This window comes from Pseudomonas sp. ANT_J28, assembly GCF_008370005.1.
GTDB lineage: Bacteria > Pseudomonadota > Gammaproteobacteria > Pseudomonadales > Pseudomonadaceae > Aquipseudomonas > Aquipseudomonas frigoris.
Genome location: NZ_VOBM01000003.1, coordinates 35,944 through 56,079, shown reverse-complemented (window position 1 = coordinate 56,079; position 20,136 = coordinate 35,944). Strand labels below are relative to the sequence as shown.

15 protein-coding genes and 1 pseudogene are annotated in these 20,136 nt (G+C 58.7%); 8 read left to right on the top strand and 8 right to left on the bottom strand.

Features of this window, described 5'->3' with window-relative positions; all coding sequences use genetic code 11:
* Positions 1-256 precede the first annotated feature (256 nt).
* The 4 genes and pseudogenes from fba to FQ187_RS02390 all read left to right on the top strand — a co-directional run.
* Positions 257-1,321, top strand: a complete 1,065-nt coding sequence (fba, locus tag FQ187_RS02405; RefSeq protein WP_046045276.1) for a class II fructose-bisphosphate aldolase — start codon at positions 257-259, stop codon at positions 1,319-1,321.
* A 149-nt stretch (positions 1,322-1,470) separates the two neighbouring features.
* Complete coding sequence (locus FQ187_RS02400) at positions 1,471-1,722, top strand: helix-turn-helix transcriptional regulator (protein WP_149628268.1); 252 nt, start codon at positions 1,471-1,473, stop codon at positions 1,720-1,722.
* The gene (locus FQ187_RS02395; RefSeq protein WP_149628267.1) at positions 1,715-2,998 is read left to right on the top strand and encodes a type II toxin-antitoxin system HipA family toxin; all 1,284 of its coding nucleotides are present in this window, start codon (positions 1,715-1,717) and stop codon (positions 2,996-2,998) included. Before FQ187_RS02400 ends, FQ187_RS02395 begins: the two co-directional genes overlap by 8 nt.
* Before the next feature lies 1 nt (position 2,999).
* A pseudogene (locus tag FQ187_RS02390) lies at positions 3,000-3,349 on the top strand (class II fructose-bisphosphate aldolase); the annotation flags it as partial.
* Between the two features lie 1,496 nt (positions 3,350-4,845).
* Here the strand turns inward: FQ187_RS02390 and FQ187_RS02380 are convergent.
* Entirely contained in the window at positions 4,846-5,514 is a 669-nt protein-coding gene (locus FQ187_RS02380) for a polysaccharide lyase family 7 protein (protein WP_149628266.1), read from the bottom strand.
* 323 nt (positions 5,515-5,837) lie between these two features.
* Between FQ187_RS02380 and FQ187_RS02375 the strand changes: the two genes are divergently transcribed.
* Genes FQ187_RS02375 through FQ187_RS02365 form a run of 3 tightly spaced genes read left to right on the top strand, consistent with a single transcriptional unit; the run spans position 5,838 to position 8,826 of the window.
* Positions 5,838-7,961, top strand: a complete 2,124-nt coding sequence (locus FQ187_RS02375) for a bifunctional diguanylate cyclase/phosphodiesterase (RefSeq protein WP_149628265.1) — start codon at positions 5,838-5,840, stop codon at positions 7,959-7,961.
* Between the two features lie 45 nt (positions 7,962-8,006).
* Complete coding sequence (locus FQ187_RS02370; protein ID WP_149628264.1) at positions 8,007-8,498, top strand: M48 family metallopeptidase; 492 nt, start codon at positions 8,007-8,009, stop codon at positions 8,496-8,498.
* Between the two features lie 31 nt (positions 8,499-8,529).
* Positions 8,530-8,826, top strand: a complete 297-nt coding sequence (locus FQ187_RS02365; RefSeq protein WP_008151963.1) for a helix-turn-helix domain-containing protein — start codon at positions 8,530-8,532, stop codon at positions 8,824-8,826.
* A gap of 126 nt (positions 8,827-8,952) precedes the next feature.
* On the opposite strand, the gene FQ187_RS02360 is transcribed toward FQ187_RS02365, so the two are convergent.
* Positions 8,953-9,405, bottom strand: coding sequence for a GNAT family N-acetyltransferase (locus FQ187_RS02360; protein ID WP_149628263.1), 453 nt, complete (start codon positions 9,403-9,405; stop codon positions 8,953-8,955).
* Positions 9,406-9,662: 257 nt separating this feature from the next.
* Here FQ187_RS02360 and FQ187_RS02355 point away from each other — a divergent pair, with 257 nt between their 5' ends.
* A complete protein-coding gene (locus FQ187_RS02355; protein WP_149628262.1) occupies positions 9,663-10,400 on the top strand; it encodes an ABC transporter substrate-binding protein in 738 nt (245 codons plus the stop codon).
* A gap of 15 nt (positions 10,401-10,415) precedes the next feature.
* Here the strand turns inward: FQ187_RS02355 and yccS are convergent, their stop codons facing one another.
* From yccS to FQ187_RS02325, 6 genes are all read right to left on the bottom strand, one after another.
* A complete protein-coding gene (gene yccS, locus FQ187_RS02350) occupies positions 10,416-12,599 on the bottom strand; it encodes a YccS family putative transporter (protein ID WP_149628261.1) in 2,184 nt (727 codons plus the stop codon).
* 106 nt (positions 12,600-12,705) lie between these two features.
* Positions 12,706-13,884, bottom strand: coding sequence for an NAD(P)/FAD-dependent oxidoreductase (locus FQ187_RS02345; protein WP_149628260.1), 1,179 nt, complete (start codon positions 13,882-13,884; stop codon positions 12,706-12,708).
* A 153-nt stretch (positions 13,885-14,037) separates the two neighbouring features.
* The gene (gene dbpA / locus FQ187_RS02340; protein ID WP_149628259.1) at positions 14,038-15,423 is read right to left on the bottom strand and encodes an ATP-dependent RNA helicase DbpA; all 1,386 of its coding nucleotides are present in this window, start codon (positions 15,421-15,423) and stop codon (positions 14,038-14,040) included.
* Between the two features lie 57 nt (positions 15,424-15,480).
* Positions 15,481-16,908 (bottom strand): multidrug transporter subunit MdtD, encoded by a 1,428-nt coding sequence (gene mdtD, locus FQ187_RS02335; RefSeq protein WP_149628258.1) that lies wholly within the window; start codon positions 16,906-16,908, stop codon positions 15,481-15,483.
* A gap of 185 nt (positions 16,909-17,093) precedes the next feature.
* Positions 17,094-18,431, bottom strand: a complete 1,338-nt coding sequence (locus FQ187_RS02330) for a TldD/PmbA family protein (RefSeq protein WP_149628257.1) — start codon at positions 18,429-18,431, stop codon at positions 17,094-17,096.
* The gene (locus FQ187_RS02325) at positions 18,431-19,873 is read right to left on the bottom strand and encodes a TldD/PmbA family protein (RefSeq protein WP_149628256.1); all 1,443 of its coding nucleotides are present in this window, start codon (positions 19,871-19,873) and stop codon (positions 18,431-18,433) included. Before FQ187_RS02325 ends, FQ187_RS02330 begins: the two co-directional genes overlap by 1 nt.
* Positions 19,874-20,136 lie beyond the last annotated feature (263 nt).

Below are 20,136 nucleotides of genomic sequence, written 5' to 3'. Positions count from 1 at the left end.
TCCAATGTGGAAGCAGATCCAAATGTGGGAGCGGGCTTGCTCGCGAAGGCGTCGGGTCAGCTTGCATCAACGTTGAATGTTAAATCGCATTCGCGAGCAAGCCCGCTCCCACAATGAATCTGTGCGGGTACATCAGATTTTTGCAGCACCGAATGAGCGGAGCGGGCCAACCCCCGATCTGCAATAACTTGAATAGCCGCCGCCGCTACGGCAGGCTGGCACGATTAACGACCCTAAACCGGGAGAGACACACACAATGGCACTTATCAGCATGCGCCAGATGCTGGACCACGCAGCCGAGTTCGGCTACGGCGTTCCAGCCTTCAACGTCAACAACCTTGAGCAGATGCGCGCCATCATGGAAGCCGCTGACAAGACTGACTCCCCGGTGATCGTCCAGGCTTCGGCCGGTGCCCGCAAATACGCCGGCGCCCCGTTCCTGCGTCACCTGATCCTGGCGGCAATCGAAGAATTCCCGCACATCCCGGTGTGCATGCACCAGGACCACGGCACCAGCCCTGACGTCTGCCAGCGCTCCATCCAACTGGGCTTCAGCTCGGTGATGATGGACGGTTCCCTGGGCGAAGACGGCAAGACCCCGACCGACTATGACTACAATATTCGTGTCACCCAACAAACCGTGGCCCTGGCTCACGCCTGCGGCGTATCGGTAGAAGGCGAGCTGGGCTGCCTGGGTTCGCTGGAAACCGGCATGGCCGGTGAAGAAGACGGCATCGGCGCCGAAGGCGTTCTGGATCACAGCCAAATGCTGACCGACCCGGAAGAAGCCGCTGACTTCGTCAAGCGCACTCAGGTCGACGCCCTGGCCATCGCCATCGGCACCAGCCACGGCGCGTACAAGTTCACCAAGCCGCCTACCGGCGACGTGCTGGCCATCGACCGCATCAAAGAAATCCACAAGCGCATCCCGAACACCCACCTGGTGATGCACGGCTCGTCTTCGGTTCCGCAAGATTGGCTGGCGATCATCAACCAGTACGGCGGCGACATCAAAGAAACCTACGGTGTACCGGTTGAAGAAATCGTCGAAGGCATCAAGCACGGCGTGCGCAAGGTCAACATCGACACCGACCTGCGTCTGGCGTCCACCGGTGCGATGCGTCGCCTGATGGCCACCAACCCGAGCGAGTTTGATCCGCGTAAATTCTTCGGCGCGACCGTGACTGCGATGCGTGACGTGTGTATCGCGCGTTATGAAGCGTTTGGTACGGCGGGTAATGCTTCGAAGATCAAGCCGATCTCGCTGGAAGCGATGTATCAGCGGTATTTGAAGGGTGAGTTGAACGCTAAGGTTAACTAAGCCTTTGGTGTTTGAGTCGCATTAATGAACCCGCCGAGAGGCGGGTTTTTTAATGCCTGGGAATTCTTCCAGACGTAAGGTGCTTGAAATGCCCAACATAGCGGACATAATCAGCCTTACACGTGTAAAAGTCCGATATAGGTAACATTGTGCTGATTCTGAATCCCCCAGTCCTCGGCGAGAGAATACGCCTGCTGCGCCGTGCTAAAGGCTATAGCCAGCAACAGCTGGCGGACAAAGCCAAGTGCAATCGCAAAACGATTATTGACTTGGAAGCCGGTGAAAACGTGGCGGTCTACACCTTGTTCAGGGTCATTTTGGCGTTGGGGATGGCACTCGAAATCGTGGATAAGAGAATCGACCTCAAATCTCTCTCTGATTTGGTAGAGCACGATGAGTAAAGTCAAATTGCTTGAGGTCATGACACCACAAGGGCTGTCGGGCGAGCTTTCCAAAGGTTCGCAGTTCTCATTTGCCTACGCGTCTGCCAAGGCGGTGCGTGAAGTCTCACTGGTCATGCCTTATGACCCGACGCCTTCGGTCAGCAACGTGCTGCATCCAATATTCGATATGAACGTGCCCGAAGGGTTTCTGGCGGACCAGATCAAGCGCCGGATGGCCAAGCATATGCAGGTGGATGAAATGCGCCTGTTGTCGGTCATCGGGGGAAATCAGATAGGGCGTCTCAGTTATCAAAACCCTGCTGATGCAACCGTGTCCGTTCGCGCTGAGGTCGGGCTACAAGAAATTCTGTCTGCGGACGCTTCGCAAGGCGTCTTCGCATTCCTCGTCGACACCTACTTCGAGTCGGGCATTTCGGGGGTGCAGCCCAAGGTGTTGGTGCCCGATCTGGACAAGCTCACCGGCACTCGAAAAACCATGCTCAGCTCCGACTTGATTGTGAAGTCAGGTGCCGATGAATACGCACATCTGGCTCAAAACGAATTTCTTTGCCTGGAGGCGGCTCGTCTTGCCGGGCTCGAGACGCCGCCATTCTGGCTTTCTGAAAACGGCGATCTGTTCGTGATGGAGCGATTCGACCTGACGCCGTCCGGTCGCCTTGGGTTTGAAGACATGGCCGTGCTGCTCAGTCTCAACAAAGACCCTCACGATAACTACAAGTATTCCCAGAGTTATGAAACGCTGGCAGCGGTGATTGGCCAGGTGTGCCGGCATGGTGACCCGATCCGTGAGCTTGAACGGTTTTTTTCCTCGGTCTGTCTTTCGGTCATGGTTCGCAACGGCGACGCGCATCTGAAGAATTTCGGCGTGATTTATACCCATCCTGATGCGCTGGATACCGTGCGATTGGCACCTGTTTTTGACGTGACAACCACAACGGTCTACGAGAACTACAACCCAAAGTCTGGCCGGTCACTGGAGGATCGCACCCTGGCCATCAAGATGAACAAGATGAAAAGTTACCCTGACCGCCAGCAATTGATTGAGTTCGGTCGCAAGCACTGTGCTGTGGATAGGCCCGCGTTAATCATCGAGCGGATTGCCGAGGCGATGACTGAGGCGCTCGCGAACAATCAACATCGCACAGACGGTGAGCTGTTTTCGGGTATGCAGACTGAATGGGATGCGGGGCGGCTGATGGCGCTTAATGATTCGATAACACCGGGGCTGCGGCGCAAGCCTGTCGTAGGGGGCGTGAATAAGCGGGACAGCTGATCAGCGTTGGCTTGCGATCTTCACCGGTCTGGTGGTGACATCAAAGAAACCTACGGCGTACAGGTTGAAGAAATCGTCGAAGGCATCAAGCATGGCGTGCGTAAGGTCAACATCGACACCGACGTGCGTCAGGCGTCCACCGGTGCGATGCGTCGCCTGATGGTCACCAGCCCGAGTGAATTCGATCCGCGTAAATTTTTCGGCACGACCGTGACGGCGATGCGTGATGTGTGTATCGCGCGTTATGAAGCGTTTGGTATGGCGGATAATGCTTCGAAGATCAAACCGATCTCATTGGAAGTGATGTATCAGCGTTACCTGAAGGGTGAGTTGAACGCTAAGGTCAACTAAGCCTGTGAGTTGAACCTGTTTATGAAAACCGCCGAAAGGCGGTTTTTTTATAACTGTAGTCGGAGGAGAGAGGGCTCTTTTCTGGGTAATGGGCTTTAAAGTTACCTGTGCCGTTGGTCGGTATAGGTATTTCTGACAGGTAGTAAGAGGCAAGTTGCATGCTTAGAGTAGGGCTAGTCGTCGAATCCTCGACGGTCACTACTGAGGGTAATAACTATGACTGCCTATATTGATTCAGCCTGGGGCGGCAACGCCTCAATAACGGTTCGTGGGCGAGGAACTCCTGGATAGGATCTATCTGCATCAGGCGGGCACCGGCGCGTTGCTGGGGACTGGTGTTGTTGGGGCGGATGGCGATTATTCGTTTATGACGCAGGAGTCAACGTTGCTAATGTACGGCGGTCAGACTATTAATGTGCAAGTCCGGGAGACTGCGGACAATGTTAGTTATTCCGATTGGAGTCTTTATTCCAGTGTTTCTATCAGTTGAGTCAAGCCGTTAGCTGGCGTGATTGGTTTTGGTTGTTTGGGATCACGGCAAAGACTTACAAAAACCGCAGGCATGCGGTTTTTGTGGCTGTAATTTAGTGAGCTAACCAGTTGTTCAACAAACTCGTTCGTTTGAATTTTCGAACTAAAAGGGGACAGATCTGGGGACAGATGTATTTAATCGTCCCCTAGAGCATCTGTTGGAGCTGTTTCGCGCATGCTGAGCCATTTGCGCTCGCACCGGGTTTAGCTCGATGTATCGACTACAAGCCAGCAAATAGGGCGAATTGGGACATGGGGACAAAGCGGCGGGGCGGTAATTGATTTGTCATGGAAAATCCTTAACTCAAGAAAAGAATTTGCCACCGTTTGCTGCGAAACAAATGGGATGACAGCTGTGCGCGGGTTCGCAGACCGAGGAGTTAAGACCCGGCAGACCCGAGGGTCTCCCACGCACAGCCGCCATAAAAAACAAGCACGGGCAAATGCTGCGCGTGTCGTAGTTTGACGGTTGTGGTTCTAACTCGGTAGGGCTGCGAAACCCTATCGCCGACTGCTGCCGGCCACGGGGCGAACTATAAGCGGCGACTTTGGCGGCTGCAACCGGGGCGTAGGACCGCGCGCGGGCATTGTGGCGAGGGGGCTTGCCCCCGTTCGGCGGCGCAGCCGTCGTAAATCGGGCGCTGCGGTGTGTCTGAGGAAATTGCGTAGCAGGGTTTGGGGCTGCTTCGTATCCCAACGGGGGGCACGCTCCCTCGCCATGGTCGGAGGAGTCCTACGAGCTTTTCGGAGGCTCAGATAATTTGGTTGTAGCAGCTGTCGAGCCTGCGAGGCTGCGTTCGGCTCGGGCCGCGTTCGGACGTAGCAGTCGTAAATCAGACAACGCATTTATTCAGTTAGACCGGGTTCATCGGGCTTGCGAGGACTTCGTCCTCGGACGCAGCCTCGCAGGCTCGGCAGCTGCAACAGAGATCGAGTTGTTCTTGGGAACGATCAGCGGGAGAGGGCTACTTATCGTGATCAATATCCAGCTTGCTGAACGTCACCTTCCCACCTTCGCTGGTGTACCCAGTGTGGTCCTGCACATAAACCCCGGCCTTGAAGTACAGTGGCTTGACGCTCCAGGTCTTACTGATGTCGGTGTCCCATTGGTAGCCTGCCGCACTGATGCCCAGCGCGCCGCGCGGGCTCAGGTGGATGAGGTAGGAAAACTCCCGATCCAGTTTCACCCCGGTAGCAATGGTGATTATCCGTGCGCTATCGTCATCAGGGTGCATACGAACCTTGGCGACGATGTTGCCTGACTGCGTGCTGGTCGAGTACTGATACTCGAGCTTCACCATGGGCTTCTGGCTTTCATAGGCGTGGATCTGGCCAATGACGATCTTGCCCGAGGTCGGTACCTGGTTCACTGCCAGGGTGGCGCGCAGGGTATTGTCGGCGTCCGGGTAGCGCCAGTTTTTCAGGGTGCCATTGCTGTAGGTTTCGCGAAGTTCAGTGCGGGGGTACTTTGCGTTTTCAGTTGTAGAACCGGTGACCGGGGCCCAGAAAAACAAGGTGCCGGTGTCGGAGTGAAAGTATTGGTCCTTGAAGCCATCCACCAGTTTTGACGTTTCAACGGTGTACGGCGGATTGCCGACGGGAACGCTGAGGTTCCAGGTTGCGAGATCGATCATAGACAAAAGCTTCCACGAGTTTTTTGCTGCACGCACGTTCCAGAAGCTCTGGCACGCGCCTTGGGGGCAATCCTTATAATCGCAGAAGTTCAATTTGTTAATGCGTAAATGACAAACGGGTGACGTCAAAATCCTGTCAAAAGGCCATCTTTCCCGGTTTCAGAGGCCTGTGGCGCCGACCGTTAGTCGGCAAATGGACTCTTTGGTTAAATGATGGCGTTCTGATAGCTTCTGCTTTTGCAGAACCCGGTCTAGAGTGAAGGCTTAGTATTTGTCCGGTTTTCACGAGAAACCGGCCTGACGTCCCGCATAAGAGAAGCAGCATGGAATGCGCGCAACCCACGCCAGCTGAAGGCAGTTCAATTCTTTTAATCGTCGATGATTACCCTGAAAACCTGATCAGCATGCGCGCGTTGTTGCAGCGCCAGGACTGGCAGGTCATGACCGCCGCCTCGGGCTTCGAGGCGCTCAGTCTGTTACTCGAACACGATGTCGACCTGGTGCTGCTGGATGTGCAGATGCCGGGCATGGATGGTTTTGAAGTGGCACGCCTGATGCGCGGCAGCCAACGAACCTGCCTCACGCCGATCATTTTTCTTACCGCCAACGAACAGTCCCAGGACGCCATGATCAAGGGCTATGCCTGCGGCGCGGTGGATTACCTGTTCAAACCGTTCGACCCACAAATTCTCAAGCCCAAAGTCCAGGCGCTGCTCGAGCATCAGCGCAATCGCCGTGCGTTGCAGCGCCTGAGCCACGATCTGGAGGTCGCACGCGCGTTTAATGCCTCGGTGCTCGACAATGCCGCCGAAGGCATCCTGGTGGTCGGTGAGGACGGTCTGATCCGCTTTGCCAATCCGGCGATGTCGCGGCTGCTCAATGCCTCGGTGCAAGACCTGCAAGGCAAAGAGTTCCTGGATTTCCTGCAAAATCCGCACATCCCGATCTGGGCCGACTCCGAGTTGTTCGCCGGTTACAAACGCGGTGAAACCCTGCGTCTGCACGATGCATTGCTGCGTACGGCGCCCGGCCAGCAGGTGCCCGTGGCGCTGTCTTGCGCACCGTTGCCCAGCGAGCAACATGCGATGGTGGTGACGGTGCTGGACATGTCGGTGGTGCGCCATCTGCATCAGCAACTGGAGTTCCAGGCGGTCACTGATCCATTGACCGGGCTGCTCAATCGTCGCGGTTTTTACCAGACGGCGGAAAACCTGCTGTTGCGTGGCGACCGCTCAGACGGCGCCTGGGTGCTGCTGTATCTGGACCTCGACGGCTTCAAACGGGTCAACGATTCCCTCGGTCACGATGCCGGCGACCGGGTGCTGCGGTGGGTGTCCGAGCAGTTGAAGGCCTGTCTGCGGCCCTTCGACATTCTGGCGCGCATGGGCGGTGATGAGTTCACCGCGTTGCTGGATCTGGAATTCCCCGAGCAAGCGGCAAAGATTGCCGAGAAGCTGATTGAGCGGGTGTCGATCTGTCAGCAGATCGATGGTCTGGATATCGCGTTGGGCGCCAGCATCGGCATTGCGACGTACCCGGATTGCGGTTCCAATCTTGACGGTTTGTTGCGCGCATCTGACATCGCCATGTACGAAGCCAAGCGCGCCGGCCGTCAGCAATATCGTTTCTACGATCACGGAATGAACGGCCGGGCACGCTCGCGCCTGATGCTCGAAGAAAGTGTGCGCGGGGCGATCGAGAACCGTGATTTCAATTTGGTGTATCAACCTCAGGTGGCCATTGCCAGTGGGCAGATTCGCGGGTTCGAAGCGCTGATCCGCTGGCAGCACCCGAGCGTTGGCGATGTACCACCGGGGCTGTTTTTGCCATTGCTGGAAGAGGCGCGGTTGATCAGTCGCCTGGGCAGCTGGATCTATCAACAAGGGGCGAGCCAGCGAAAAGCCTGGGAAACCTTGTTTGCCGACGACCTGGTGCTGGGCGTCAGTTTGAGCAGTACGCAGTTCGGCATGCCCAATCTGGTCACTGAGTTGCGCCAGGTACTGGAGCGCCATGGTTTGCAGGCGCGCCATCTGGAAGTCGAGGTCACAGAAGAGGCCTTGATGCAAAACCCCGAGGAAACCCGCAAACAGCTGCGCCTGCTGCGTAACCTGGGGGTGCGAGTGGCCCTGGATGACTTTGGTTGCGGGCCGTGCTCGCTGTCACATCTGCGTGATCTGGAGTTGGACACGCTCAAGTTCGACCGGCATTTGATTGCCCGGCTTCTGGAGTCCTCACGCGATGCGGCGCTGGTGCGCAATGTGATCGAGTTGTGCAAGGAGTACGGGATGCTGGTGATTGCCGAGGGGGTGGAAACCGTTGCGCAATATCGGTGGCTGCAAGCCAATGGTTGCGAGTACGTGCAAGGGTTTCTGGTCGCACGGCCGATGATGGCCGAGGACGTCGGCGACTTTGTGCGGCCGTTTGACTGGAACACGCTGACCGCCTGAATTCGCTACACTGGCGACCTTTTCGTGAATTGTGTTGCCGCCCCAATGACCGCGTTGAAATACCTCCAGGCCTATCCTGCAGCGCTGCAGGACCAAGTGCGCCAGCTGATCGCCGACGGTCGGCTGGGCGACTACCTGAGCCAGCGTTACCCGGAAAAACACTGGGTACAGAGCGACAAGGCGTTGTACACCTATACGCTGGACCTCAAGCAGGAATACCTGCGAAATGCCCCGGCCATCGATAAGGTGTTGTTCGACAACCGCCTGGACCTGACCCACCGTGCCCTCGGATTGCACACCGCGATATCCCGGGTGCAGGGCGGCAAGCTCAAGGCCAAGAAAGAAATTCGTGTTGCTTCATTGTTCAAGGATGCACCTGCCGAGTTTCTGAAAATGATCGTGGTGCATGAACTGGCGCACTTCAAAGAGTCGGATCACAACAAGGCGTTCTACAAACTTTGCGAACACATGTTGCCGGGGTATCACCAGGTGGAGTTCGATGTGCGGGTGTACCTGACGTGGCGGGATATGCAATAGAGATCAAAATATCGCAACCGGGAGTGTTTAGATGGATGTAAGCAAGACCAAGAGCAGCTTCTATCGTCGGTTGTACGTGGCGTACCTGATTGATAGCGGGTTGGCCAGTAGCGTCCCGGCGCTGACCGAAGTGACCGGCATGCCACGGCGCACGGCGCAGGACACTATCGCGGCGTTGGCGGATCTGGACATTGTTTGCGAGTTCCAGCAGGAAGAAGGTGCGCGCAATCATGCCGGGCGCTATCGGATTCGCGAGTGGGGGGCGATTGATCGGGGGTGGATCGAGCGTAATTTGCGGCAGATTAAAGCGGTGCTTGAGTACCCCTGAACTTCTGCGGTGAACCGGCTGACGCCTTCGCGAGCAAGCCCGCTCCCACATTAGATCTCCAGTGGATATGGACTTTGTGCACGACGCAGATCAATTGTGGGAGCGGGCTTGCTCGCGAAGAGGCCCTCAGGAACGACGCATCCCGATATGAGGAATGCCATCCTCCACGAACTCCTCGCCCGCCACCACAAATCCATATTTAGCGTAATACCCCTGCAAATGCGCCTGGGCCGAGAGATAGATCGGTACTTCAGGCCAGCGTTTTTCAGCCTGCTTCAACGCCTGTGCCATCAGCTCATGCCCAAGCCCTGTACCGCGCGCTTGAGGGGCAATAATCACTCGCCCGATGACCACGTCGCCACCCTGTAACTCAGGGTCGAGCAACCGCAGGTATGCCACCAACCGATCCCCGTCCCAGGCCATTAAATGGCAGGTGTCACCTTCAAGATCCTGGCCATCGACGTCCTGATAGACGCATTTCTGCTCAACGACAAACACCTCTGCACGTAGCCGCAGAATGGCGTACAGCTGCTCTTTGCCCAGATCGCTGTGGTGTTTGCAAACCCAATCGATTGTCATTTTCACACTCCTTGAACATCGTCGCTCCGATACTAAGCGCCCAGGCGAAAGATGTCTTTATGGCAGAGAAATCTGTGACAAAGGCCAAAATGCCATCATTCATTTCGCGCGGCCTTGTCTTGTTTGTGTAATCTGGGGTGAAGCGCTGTGCAGTGGCTTCGATGAGCTAATGTTAGTACCTGGGTTTGGCAGTACGGGGGCCTTGGAGTTTTGGCTGAAAACACGTCGGGCGTCCCGCCCGCTAAGGATTTTCTAGCATGCCGCGATTGCATCGAGCCTTTGCTTTGATTGGATTGCTGTTGCTGACTCAAGGCGCGGCAGCTGAAAAGCTGCGATTGGTCGCCGATACCTGGCCGCCGTTTACCGACGCCACGCTGGTCAACGGTGGGTTGGCCACGGACATCGTCAGCACAGCACTGGCCCGGGCCGGTTATGCCAGTGACTTTGAACAAGTGCCTTGGGCGCGGGCCTTGCTGGGGGTAAGCGAGGGTCGATACGACGTGTTGGTCAACGCCTGGTACACCGACGATCGTACAAAGTTTGGCCAGTTTTCCGGCGAATACCTGCTCAACCGGGTGCGCTTTCTCAAGCGCAAAGACACACCGATCGAATACAACAACCTGCAACAACTGCATACCTACCCGATAGCGGTGGTGCGCGGTTATGCCTATTCGCCAGAGTTCGATGGCGACGTATCGCTGCAGAAAGTCCCGGTGCACAGCTTCTCCATGGCGGTGCGCATGGTCGCCGCCGACCGGGTCAAATTGACGCTGGAAGACGAATACGTCGCGCGTTACTACCTGGCCCGGGAATCAAACAAGGTGCGCAATGCCGTGGAGTTTTTGCCCCAGCCACTGAGCGAGAACAGCCTGCACATCCTGGTCAGCTTGAAGAACCCCAGGCATGAACAGATCGTCGCCGGTTTCGACCGCGAGATCGCGGCGATGAAAGTGGATGGGAGTTATCAGCGGTTGATAAAACAGCACGGACTGTAAGCGCCGGGCCCACGCTCAATCCTCGCTCGTTTCCTTGATGAGATGCGCCGCCAACGTGCGCAATGGCCCGAGCTGACGGCAGATCAACGCCAACTGTGTCTGCACCAGCCGTTGGCCTTCATCGATTTCGTCCGGCATCTGTTCAAGCGTATTGGCCAGTGCCTCTTCCTCATCGCTCTGAATCGCAATCGGCAATTTGCTCGCCAACCCTTGGGCAATTTCATCGATGCTGGCGGCCAGTCTCACGCCGGCCCCGTCGATCAGATGCTCGCGCACGTCGGGCGGTAGCTGGGTTTCCCGGTGTGCGCCCAGTCCGGACAAATAACTGAGCAAGGTGTGCGACAGCACCAGGAAGCGGAAACCGACATCCGCTTCCTTACGGAAATGCCCCGGTTCCATCAGCATGTTGGCGAGCGTCGTCGACAGTGCCGCGTCGGCGTTGTGCGCATTGCGCCGGGCCAGGCGATACGCCAGGTCGTCGCTTTTGCCGACTGCGTATTGCTGCATGATCTGGCGCAGGTAAATGCTGTTGCACGTGAGGGTGCTGGCCAGCACTTTGTTCAGGCGTCGGCCCTGCCAGTCCGGCAGGAACAGGAACACCGCGAGCCCGGCGATGAGGCTGCCGAGCAAGGTATCGAACAACCGTGGCAGGAACAGCCCGTAACCATCCCCGACCTGATTGAAGCAGAACAGCACCATTAAGGTGATCGCGGCCGTTGCCAAGGTGTAGCGGGTGGTGCGGTTGATAAAGAACACCACCCCGGCGGCGATCGCGAAGCACGATTGGACCAAGGGATTCGGAAACAGATCGAACAGCGCCCAGGCCAGGGTCAGGCCGATGGCGGTGCCGATGATTCGCTGGCCGAGTTTGCGGCGGGTGGCGCCGTAGTTCGGTTGGCAGACAAACAGCGTGGTGAGGATGATCCAGTAACCCTGAGACGGATGAATCAAATGCACCATCCCGTAGCCGATGCTCAGGGCCAGGGGCAAACGCAGTGCGTGACGGAACAATAACGAGGTCGGCGTCAGCTGCGTGCGTAACCGAATCCACACATCTTTGAGGCTGCGGGGCGAACGGTCGAGCAGGCTGCTGTCGGTGGCGTCCGCCAGGGCATCGGGGTTGCTGGCGTCGCTGAGCAAACGGTCGAGCGTGCCGAGGTTGGCTGCGAGTGCCCGCAACGAACGCAGCAATCCGCGCCATGCCGGGTTGCTCTGAACGCGCAAATGTTCGAGAGAGGCGTGCAGGTCGCTCAGGGCTTCGGCGAAGCTGGCGTCATAGATGAACGGCTGGCGCATCTGAATTGACTCGGCCAGCGCCCGGCAGGCCTTGCCTTGCTGGCGCAGCAGACGCTGGCAGCGGAACATCACGTCGCTGTGAAAGAAGGCATCGGCGAGGGCGTTGTAAGGGTAGTGCGAGGAGCTGGCACGCTCGTGGATGTCCTGAGCGAGGAAGTACAGCTTCAGGTAACGGCTGACTTTCGAGCCCGGTCGACCGTTGCCAACCCGGTGCAGGATGATTTCCTTGGCGGCGTTCAGTGCTGCCACGACACGGCCGTTTTGCTGCGCCAGTTCCAGTCGACGCGCTTCCACGTCCATCTGCCGGATCGGCTCGAACAGCGACGATTTCAGCTTCAGGTAAAAACCCAGTTCACGGAACAACCGCGCCAGGCTTTGTTGCACCGGCTGATTGGAAAACATCGCCTGCCACAGTACCGAGAGCAAACCGTACCAGGCTGCACCGGCCACCAGCAGCACCGGCTCGTGCCAGAAATCGGTGACTGCACCGCCGCGCTGGTCCACGCCGATCATGGTATAGACCGACAGAATCAACGTCGCGGAGGCAATCGCGCCATAGCGTTCACCCAAGGCGCCGAGCATGGTCAGGCCGAAACTGGCCAGGGCCAGGGCAATGACAAAAACGACGGGGTAGGGGAAGAGCAGCTCGACGGAAAGGGCGGCGACGCTGAAACACACCAGCGTCACGGCCAGTGCGTTAAGGCGGCCTTGCCAACTGTCGTCGGTCTCGGCCAGGGCGCTGGCGATGATCCCGAGGAACAGCGGGATCAGCAGCCCCATTTCATCCTTGTACCAACACAGCGCCATGCTGCCGGTCAGGGCGATGAACACCCGCACGCTGTAGCTGAATTTATCCAGCGCCCAGAGGCGACGTAGAGACTGACTAAAGTGGGTCGATGACATGAAGTGCGAGGGCCTTCCGAGGCAATGACGCTAAATTGAGCCAGTAATGACGCCGACGCAATGGCGCCGATCACATCCGACAGCAAAATCTGTTCCTTCCTTGTGATCAGATGTATTGCGCTGCGGCGTAACCCGAGGCCCAGGCCCACTGGAAGTTGAAACCCCCCAGATGCCCGGTGACGTCGAGCACTTCGCCGATGAAATACAGGCCGGGGCTTTTCAGCGATTCCATGGTCTTGGACGACACCTCGTTGGTATCGACGCCGCCCAATGTCACTTCAGCGGTGCGATAACCTTCAGTGCCGGCCGGAACCACTTTCCAGCTCGCCAGTTTTTCGGCGATGTCAGCAATTTCTGCGTGGGTGTACTGCTTCATCGGTTTGGAGACGAACCAGTTATCCGCCAGCAGGTTGGCCATCTTCTTGGTGAAGATTTCTCCCAGCAGGGTTTTCAGCTCGCTGTTCGGACGTTCGGCTTGCTGCTGTTGCAGCCAGGTCGGCACGTCATGGTCCGGCATCAGATTGATCTCTATCGTGTCGCCCGATTCCCAGAACGAAGAGATCTGCAAAATCGCCGGGCCACTGAGGCCGCGGTGGGTGAACAGGATGTTCTCGCGGAAACTCTGGTCATTGCAGCTCACCAGGCAATCCACCGACGTACCGGACAGTTCGGTGCAAAGCTCCTTGAGCTGATCGGTAATGGTGAACGGCACCAAACCTGCTCGGGTCGGCAGTAAATCGTGGCCGAACTGTTTGGCCACCTGATAACCGAAACCAGTGGCGCCCAGCGTCGGGATCGACAAACCACCAGTGGCGATCACCAGGGATTCGCAAGTGATCTGATCGAGGGTGGTTTGCAGCAGGTAGCCGCTTTCCATTTTCTCGATGTGCTGGATCGAGGTGTCCAGGTGCAGGCTGACGCCGACCTGATCGCACTCGTTGAGCAGCATGTCGAGGATGTCGCTGGATTTGTTATCGCAGAACAGCTGACCGAGTTTCTTCTCGTGGTACGGCACGCCGTGTTTGGCGACCATGCCGATGAAATCCCACTGGGTGTAACGGGCCAGGGCGGATTTGCAGAAGTGCTCGTTCTGCGAGAGGAAATTGCTCGGTTCGGTGTACATGTTGGTGAAATTGCAGCGGCCACCGCCCGACATCAGGATTTTCTTGCCGGCCTTGTTGGCATGGTCGAGCAACATCACCTTGCGCCCGCGCCCCGCGGCGGTCAGCGCACACATCAAACCTGCGGCGCCAGCGCCAATGATCACGACTTCGGTAGAGCGCAAAACGGTGTCCTCTTAATCTGTCACCACAAAACTAACTGTGGGAGCGGGCTTGCTCGCGAAAGCGGTGTGTCAGCCAACATCAATGGCGACTGACAGATTGCATTCGCGAGCAAGCCCGCTCCCACAGGGGATCTTCGTTGGGTCGAAGAATCCTTACAAAATCCGCACGCGCAGCGAACGGCCTTTGATCTTGCCGTCGTTCAGACGCTGCAAGGCTTGCTTGGCGATCCCGCGCTCCACAGCCACATAGGCCTGGAAGTCGAAAATCGCGATCTTGCCAACCTGAGCGCCCGGAATACCGGCATCGCCAGTCAGTGCGCCCAGAATGTCGCCCGGACGCACCTTGTCTTTACGGCCCGCGCCGATGACCAGCGTACTCATCACCGGCAGCAGCGGAGCGCCGCCCTGGGATTTGAGGTTGTCCAGCTGATCCCAGCTCAACGGCGAGTTCTGCAGTTGCTCGATGGCTTGGGCGCGGTGCGCTTCGGACGGTGCGACCAGGCTGATCGCAATCCCTTTCTCGCCAGCACGACCGGTACGGCCGACACGGTGGATGTGGATTTCCGAGTCACGGGCCAGTTCGACGTTGATCACCATATCCAGCGCATCGATGTCCAGACCGCGAGCGGCGACGTCAGTGGCGACCAGCACCGAGGTGCTGCGGTTGGCGAACATGGCCAGTACCTGGTCACGGTCACGCTGTTCCAGATCGCCATGCAGGCCGACGGCGGAGATGCCTTTGGAGGTCAGGTGATCGACGGTTTCCTGAACCTGCTGCTTGGTGAAGCAGAAGGCGACACACGATGCCGGACGATGATGCGCGAGGACTTTGACCACGGCGTCCATGCGCTCTTCCGGGGAAATTTCGTAGAAACGCTGCTCAATCTGCGTGTCGTCGTGGAACGCCTCGGCCTTCACGATCTGAGGGTTGCGCATGAACTTCGCGGCCAACTGCTTGATGCCCGTCGGGTACGTGGCGGAGAACAGCAGGGTCTGGCGACGCTCCGGGCACTGGGCGATGATTTCTTCGATGGAATCGTAGAAGCCCATGTCGAGCATGCGGTCGGCTTCGTCGAGGATCAGCGTGTTCAGGCCATGGAGAATCAGCGAACCCTTGCGCAAATGCTGCTGAAGGCGGCCCGGGGTGCCGACGATGATGTGCGCGCCGTGCTCCAGAGAGCCGATCTGTGGGCCGAAGGACACGCCGCCGCACAGGGTCAGGATCTTGATGTTGTCTTCGGCGCGGGCCAGACGACGGAGTTCCTTGGCAACCTGATCCGCCAGCTCGCGAGTCGGGCAGATGACCAGCGCCTGGCAACCGAAGAAGCGCGGATTGATCGGGTTCAGCAGGCCGATACCGAAGGCGGCGGTCTTGCCGCTGCCGGTCTTGGCCTGGGCGATCAGGTCCATCCCCTTGAGGATCACCGGCAAGCTTTGCGCCTGGATCGGCGTCATCTGGGCATAACCGAGGGAGTCGAGGTTAGCCAGCATGGCGGCGGACAGCGGCAAAGTATTAAAAGCGGTGGCGATGGTGGTCACGGGACTGGCCTGCAAAACAAAATGTCGCGCAGTGTACCAGCCCGGTGGCCATTCGCCCTAAGGCTCTATGTGTTCTTCCGGACGCTTGACGCGCCGTCCGTCTTCCTGTGAGAGCTGGGAGAAGATGGTTGCAGCGAGCATCGCCATGATCCCGACCGTTACAAAGGTCAGCTGGAACGCGCCTAAAACCGTGTCCACACCATCGTTGCCAGCTTCTGCAGTGAACCCGCCGAGCAAGGCGCCGGCACAGGCAACGCCAAGGCTCAGGGACAATTGTGCAACCACCGACAGCAGGCTGTTGCCGCTGCTGGCGCTGGCGTCGTCGAGGTCGATCAGGGTGACGGTGTTCATGGCGGTGAACTGCAAGGAGTTGATCGCCCCCAGAATCGATAGCATCACCAACAGCAGCCAGTACGGCGTTTGCTCGCTGACCAGGCCCATGCTCGCCAGCATCAGCCCCAGCGCCAACGTATTACCGGTCAGCACGATGCGATAGCCCCAGCGTTCGATCAGCGGCCGCGCCACCGACTTGGCGACCATCGCTGCCGCCGCCAGCGGCAGCATGCTCATCCCGGCCTGGGACGGCGAGTAACCCAGCGCCACTTGCAACAACAATGGAACGAGAAACGGCAGGGCGCCGCTGCCCAGTCGAGCGAACAGGTTGCCGAGGATGCCCACGGCAAACGTCCGGGTCTTGAACAATGACGGTGCGAACAGCGGATTTTCGATGTTCCCGGCCCGCAACCAATACGCCGCCAGACAGGCCATGCCGGCGAACAGCAGCAACATCACGCGCAAGTGCGGCAGGTGCAGCTCGCCGAGGCCTTCCATGGCGATGGTGATCAGCACCATCGCCGCGCCGAACAGTAAAAAGCCCAGGCTATCGAAGCGGGTGCGTTCAGTGCCGCGCAGGTCGGGGATGCATTTCCACACGGCATAGCAGCCGATGGCGCCCACCGGCAGGTTGATCAGGAAGATCCAGTGCCAGGTCAGGTATTCCACCATCCAGCCGCCCATGGTCGGGCCGATCAACGGGCCGAGCAATCCAGGGATGGTGATGAACCCCATGATCCGCACCAGCTCCGAGCGAGGGTAGGCGCGCAACACCACAAGTCGCCCGACCGGCAACATCAGCGCACCGCCAAGGCCCTGAATCACCCGTGCGCCAATCAGCATACTCAGGGTGCTCGACAGTGCGCAGAGCAACGAGCCGAGGCTGAACAGCAGGATCGCGCCGAAGAAGATTTTCTTGGTGCCGAAACGGTCGGCGATCCAGCCTGAAGCGGGGATCAGCAAGGCGACGGTGAGCATGTAGGCGATGATCACGCCCTGCATGCGCAGCGGATCTTCGGCCAGGTCTCGGGCCATGGCGGGCAGGGCGGTGTTGAGGATGGTCCCGTCGAGGGATTGCATGAAGAACGCGATGGCGACGACCCACGGCACCCAGCGGGCGGTGACAGTGTCGAGAGGCGGGCGGTTGGGCATGGGACCTCTTGTGGGTTGAAGTTAATGCAAAATCACTATGTCTCACGGTCCATGTGGGAGCGGCGGTGCGGCGATCCGACTTGCTCGCGAAGAGGTCATCACATCCAACATCAATGTTGACGGATCCATCGCTTTCGCGAGCAAGCCCGCTCCCACAGGGCCTTCTGTGTACCGTGGGATTGTGCTTACAGGGTCAGGGTCAATCGGCTCACGAGCGCCCCCGGCAACAACGCCGAGGCCGTGGCCCGCTGGCTGTAGGTGCTGGCCGACAACATCAGCTCGCGCTCCTCGGTTAACGCTTCCAGCTGCGATCCCAACAAACTGTAAGCACTGTCATCAAACCGCATGGTGCTCACCGGCGCCTGAATCTCGCCGTTCTCGACCCAGAAGGTCGCAAACCGCGTCATGCCGGTCAGGCGTGCCGCCGGCTGATCGGAGTAGTTCAGGTACCACAGGTTGCTGATGTACAAGCCCGTGCCCAGTTGCTTGAGGATTTCAGCCTCAGGCAACGTACCGGCCGCCATGTTCACTGCGCTCGGCATTTCACCGCCGCTGGCGCCGTTGGCGGTCAGGCCGTACTCGGCCGCACTGCGTGAGCTGACCATCTGCGCGCCGGCCTTGCCGTTGACGATCAACCCAAGATCGCTGCGCGGATAACCTTCGCCGGAGAATGCCGGGCTCAACGAACCGCTGACTTTTTCATCAACGGACACCAACGGGCTGAACGCACTGTCGCCCGCGTAAAGCTTCTGCAGCGGGCTGTTTTTGCTGGCAATCGACTGCGCCGAGAAACCACCCCAGCCCAGCATGTCCATGATTTCTCCCAGGGCTGCCGGCGCCAGATAGGCGCGGTACTGACCGGGCGCCAGGGTGTGTTGCGGTCTGCCGAGAAACGCCAACTGCTCGCGTGCCTGCGCAAAGCGCTTGGCAAACCCTTCGCTGTTCCAGTCGTGCCCGGCGTAACTGGCTTTCACCGCTTGGCCGTTTTCATGGACCAGACTGAAATCAAAGTTGAAGCTGTTGGCCTGATGCCAACCGAAGGCACCCGAAGAACTGGCGAAACCACGACTGATCGGGCCGGCGGCGTAGAAGCCGACCAGATCCAGCCCTTTGGCGGCCTGGGTGATTTCAGCGACCACTTGCTCGGTGTCCGGCAGCGGGTGATCTTGAACATTCTTGCTCTGCCAACCGTTGTGGTTGAGCAGCAGGTACGGATCCTGCTGCAGCAGCGGCAAGGTTTCGCGCAACTGTTGCAGACCTTCGGCCAGGCGCTGCACATCGACTGCGGCATCACCCGACAGCGTGATGTCCAGGTCTGCGTGGCGCCCCTCGTTGATCAGTTTGAAACCGACGCTCGCCTGTTGCACCTGCCCGGCCTGACGGACCTTGGCGTGGTTGAAGCGCACGAAGGCCGACGACTCAGCCGCGTAGCTGAGGGTGAATTGTTCCGGCTCGCGAATCGCATCGCGCAGCCAGTTGACCAAGGCCTTGAACGCATCGGCCTGACTTTTTGAAGTACTCATCAGGCATCCCCCCCAAACACATCAACGTTGCTGAACACACAGGCCGGTGAGGCATGGCCGACGCGGATCACCTGGTTCGGCTCGCCTTTGCCGCAGTTCGGCGTGCCGAGGACCTTGACGGAGTTGGCATCGCCAACGGCGCTGAGGCTTTTCCAGAACTGCGCGGAAATCGCCCGGTAGTTCGGGTTCTTGACCACGCCTTTGAGTTCGCCGTTTTCGATCAGTTGGCCCCATTCACAGCCGAACTGGAACTTGTTGCGGGCATCGTCGATGGACCAGGACCGGTTGGTGCTCATCAAGATGCCGTGCTCGATGTTGCCGATCATCTGCTCCAGCGGTTGATCGCCGGCCTCGATGTTCAGATTGGCCATGCGATCGATTGGCGGGCGGTTCCAGCTGCAGGCGCGGCTATTGGCCACGCCATCCATGCCGGCACGGAATTGCGACAGCGCACCGCCCAATGGGCGCAGCAGCAAGCCTTCTTTAATCAGAAACTGTTTGCTGGCGGCAGTGCCGTCGTCGTCATGGCCGTAACTGGCGAGTTGCTCGGGGATCTCCGGGTCGAAGGTCACGTTGAGCAGTTTGGAGCCGTATTGCAGGCGGCCGAAGTCTTCTGCCTTGACGAAGCTGGTGCCAGCGTAATTGCGCTCGTCGCCGAGGATGCGGTCCAGTTCCAGCGGGTGACCGATGGATTCGTGGATCTGCAGCATCATTTGGTCCGGCATCAACAGCAGGTCGCGCGGGCCTTGCGGGGTGTTCGGCGCCAGCAGCAATTGCAGCGCCTGATCGGCGACTTTCGGGCCGGCACCGACCAGGCCGCAGCGGCTGATGACATCGGCACTGCCTTGCTGGCCGAAGTTCTCGCGGCCCAGGGTACGGGTCTGGCTGTCATTGCCGTCGTAGGCGGTGACTTCCAGGCTCGGGTAGACGAACCGCTGGGCCTGGCGCAGTTCGGCGCCGGCGCTGTTGAGGTAGATCTGTTCGACATTGGTGATGCCGATGCTCACTTCCCAGTTCACCAGTCGCTCATCCTTGGGCACGGCGGCGGATTCGGCACCGAGCAGTTGGTAGCAATCGCTCAGGGACGGGAAGGGCTGGTCGAGGTTCGGCGAAAAGTAGTCGGCGCGGTCGCTGGAGACGGCTTGCTCGCGCAGGTCGAGCAGAGCGTGGGGCTTGAGTCGGCGGGCTTGTTGCTCGGCTCGCTCCAGCGCGGCTTGCAGGCCAGATTGCGACAGGTCGTTGGTCGCGGCGTAGGCTTCGACGCCGTTGACCCGAACGGTCAGCATCGCGCCTTCGTCACGGCTCAGGCTGGGAGGTTCAGCGACATTCTTGCGCACCGACAGGTACTGGCCGGACTCACGCACATAACGCAGCGAAAAGAATTCAGCGCCCGTGCGCAAGGCAGCGAAGCGCTGCTTGAGCTGGGGATGGAAATCGAACATTCGGGAACCTCCTTGGTATGGAGTGGCGGTGTATCTATGTTGCGAGGGGGGTGAAACGTTTGCGTGGCGCTAGATTAGGCCGGTGCGGGGGGTAGGATCAAGCTTGGAGAGGTGTAGGAAAAGATTACCCGAGGTGGGTCAGAGGGAGATGTGGTGTCTGGCCGGGCCTCTTCGCGAGCAAGCCCGCTCCCACATTTGATCTTGGGTGTTCACAAATTTTGTGTTCACTGGAGATCTCCTGTGGGAGCGGGCTTGCTCGCGAA

Excerpts from the sequence above, each read along its gene's own strand:
- FQ187_RS02365 (WP_008151963.1), top strand. The coding sequence starts at position 8,530 with ATGGATGTAAGCAAGACCAAGAGCAGCTTCTATCGTCGGTTGTACGTG.
- mdtD (WP_149628258.1), bottom strand. The coding sequence starts at position 16,908 with ATGCCCAACCGCCCGCCTCTCGACACTGTCACCGCCCGCTGGGTGCCG.
- FQ187_RS02395 (WP_149628267.1), top strand. The coding sequence starts at position 1,715 with ATGAGTAAAGTCAAATTGCTTGAGGTCATGACACCACAAGGGCTGTCG.
- FQ187_RS02330 (WP_149628257.1), bottom strand. The coding sequence starts at position 18,431 with ATGAGTACTTCAAAAAGTCAGGCCGATGCGTTCAAGGCCTTGGTCAAC.
- FQ187_RS02325 (WP_149628256.1), bottom strand. The coding sequence starts at position 19,873 with ATGTTCGATTTCCATCCCCAGCTCAAGCAGCGCTTCGCTGCCTTGCGC.
- fba (WP_046045276.1), top strand. The coding sequence starts at position 257 with ATGGCACTTATCAGCATGCGCCAGATGCTGGACCACGCAGCCGAGTTC.
- yccS (WP_149628261.1), bottom strand. The coding sequence starts at position 12,599 with ATGTCATCGACCCACTTTAGTCAGTCTCTACGTCGCCTCTGGGCGCTG.
- FQ187_RS02375 (WP_149628265.1), top strand. The coding sequence starts at position 5,838 with ATGGAATGCGCGCAACCCACGCCAGCTGAAGGCAGTTCAATTCTTTTA.
- FQ187_RS02370 (WP_149628264.1), top strand. The coding sequence starts at position 8,007 with ATGACCGCGTTGAAATACCTCCAGGCCTATCCTGCAGCGCTGCAGGAC.
- FQ187_RS02380 (WP_149628266.1), bottom strand. The coding sequence starts at position 5,514 with ATGATCGATCTCGCAACCTGGAACCTCAGCGTTCCCGTCGGCAATCCG.
- FQ187_RS02360 (WP_149628263.1), bottom strand. The coding sequence starts at position 9,405 with ATGACAATCGATTGGGTTTGCAAACACCACAGCGATCTGGGCAAAGAG.
- FQ187_RS02355 (WP_149628262.1), top strand. The coding sequence starts at position 9,663 with ATGCCGCGATTGCATCGAGCCTTTGCTTTGATTGGATTGCTGTTGCTG.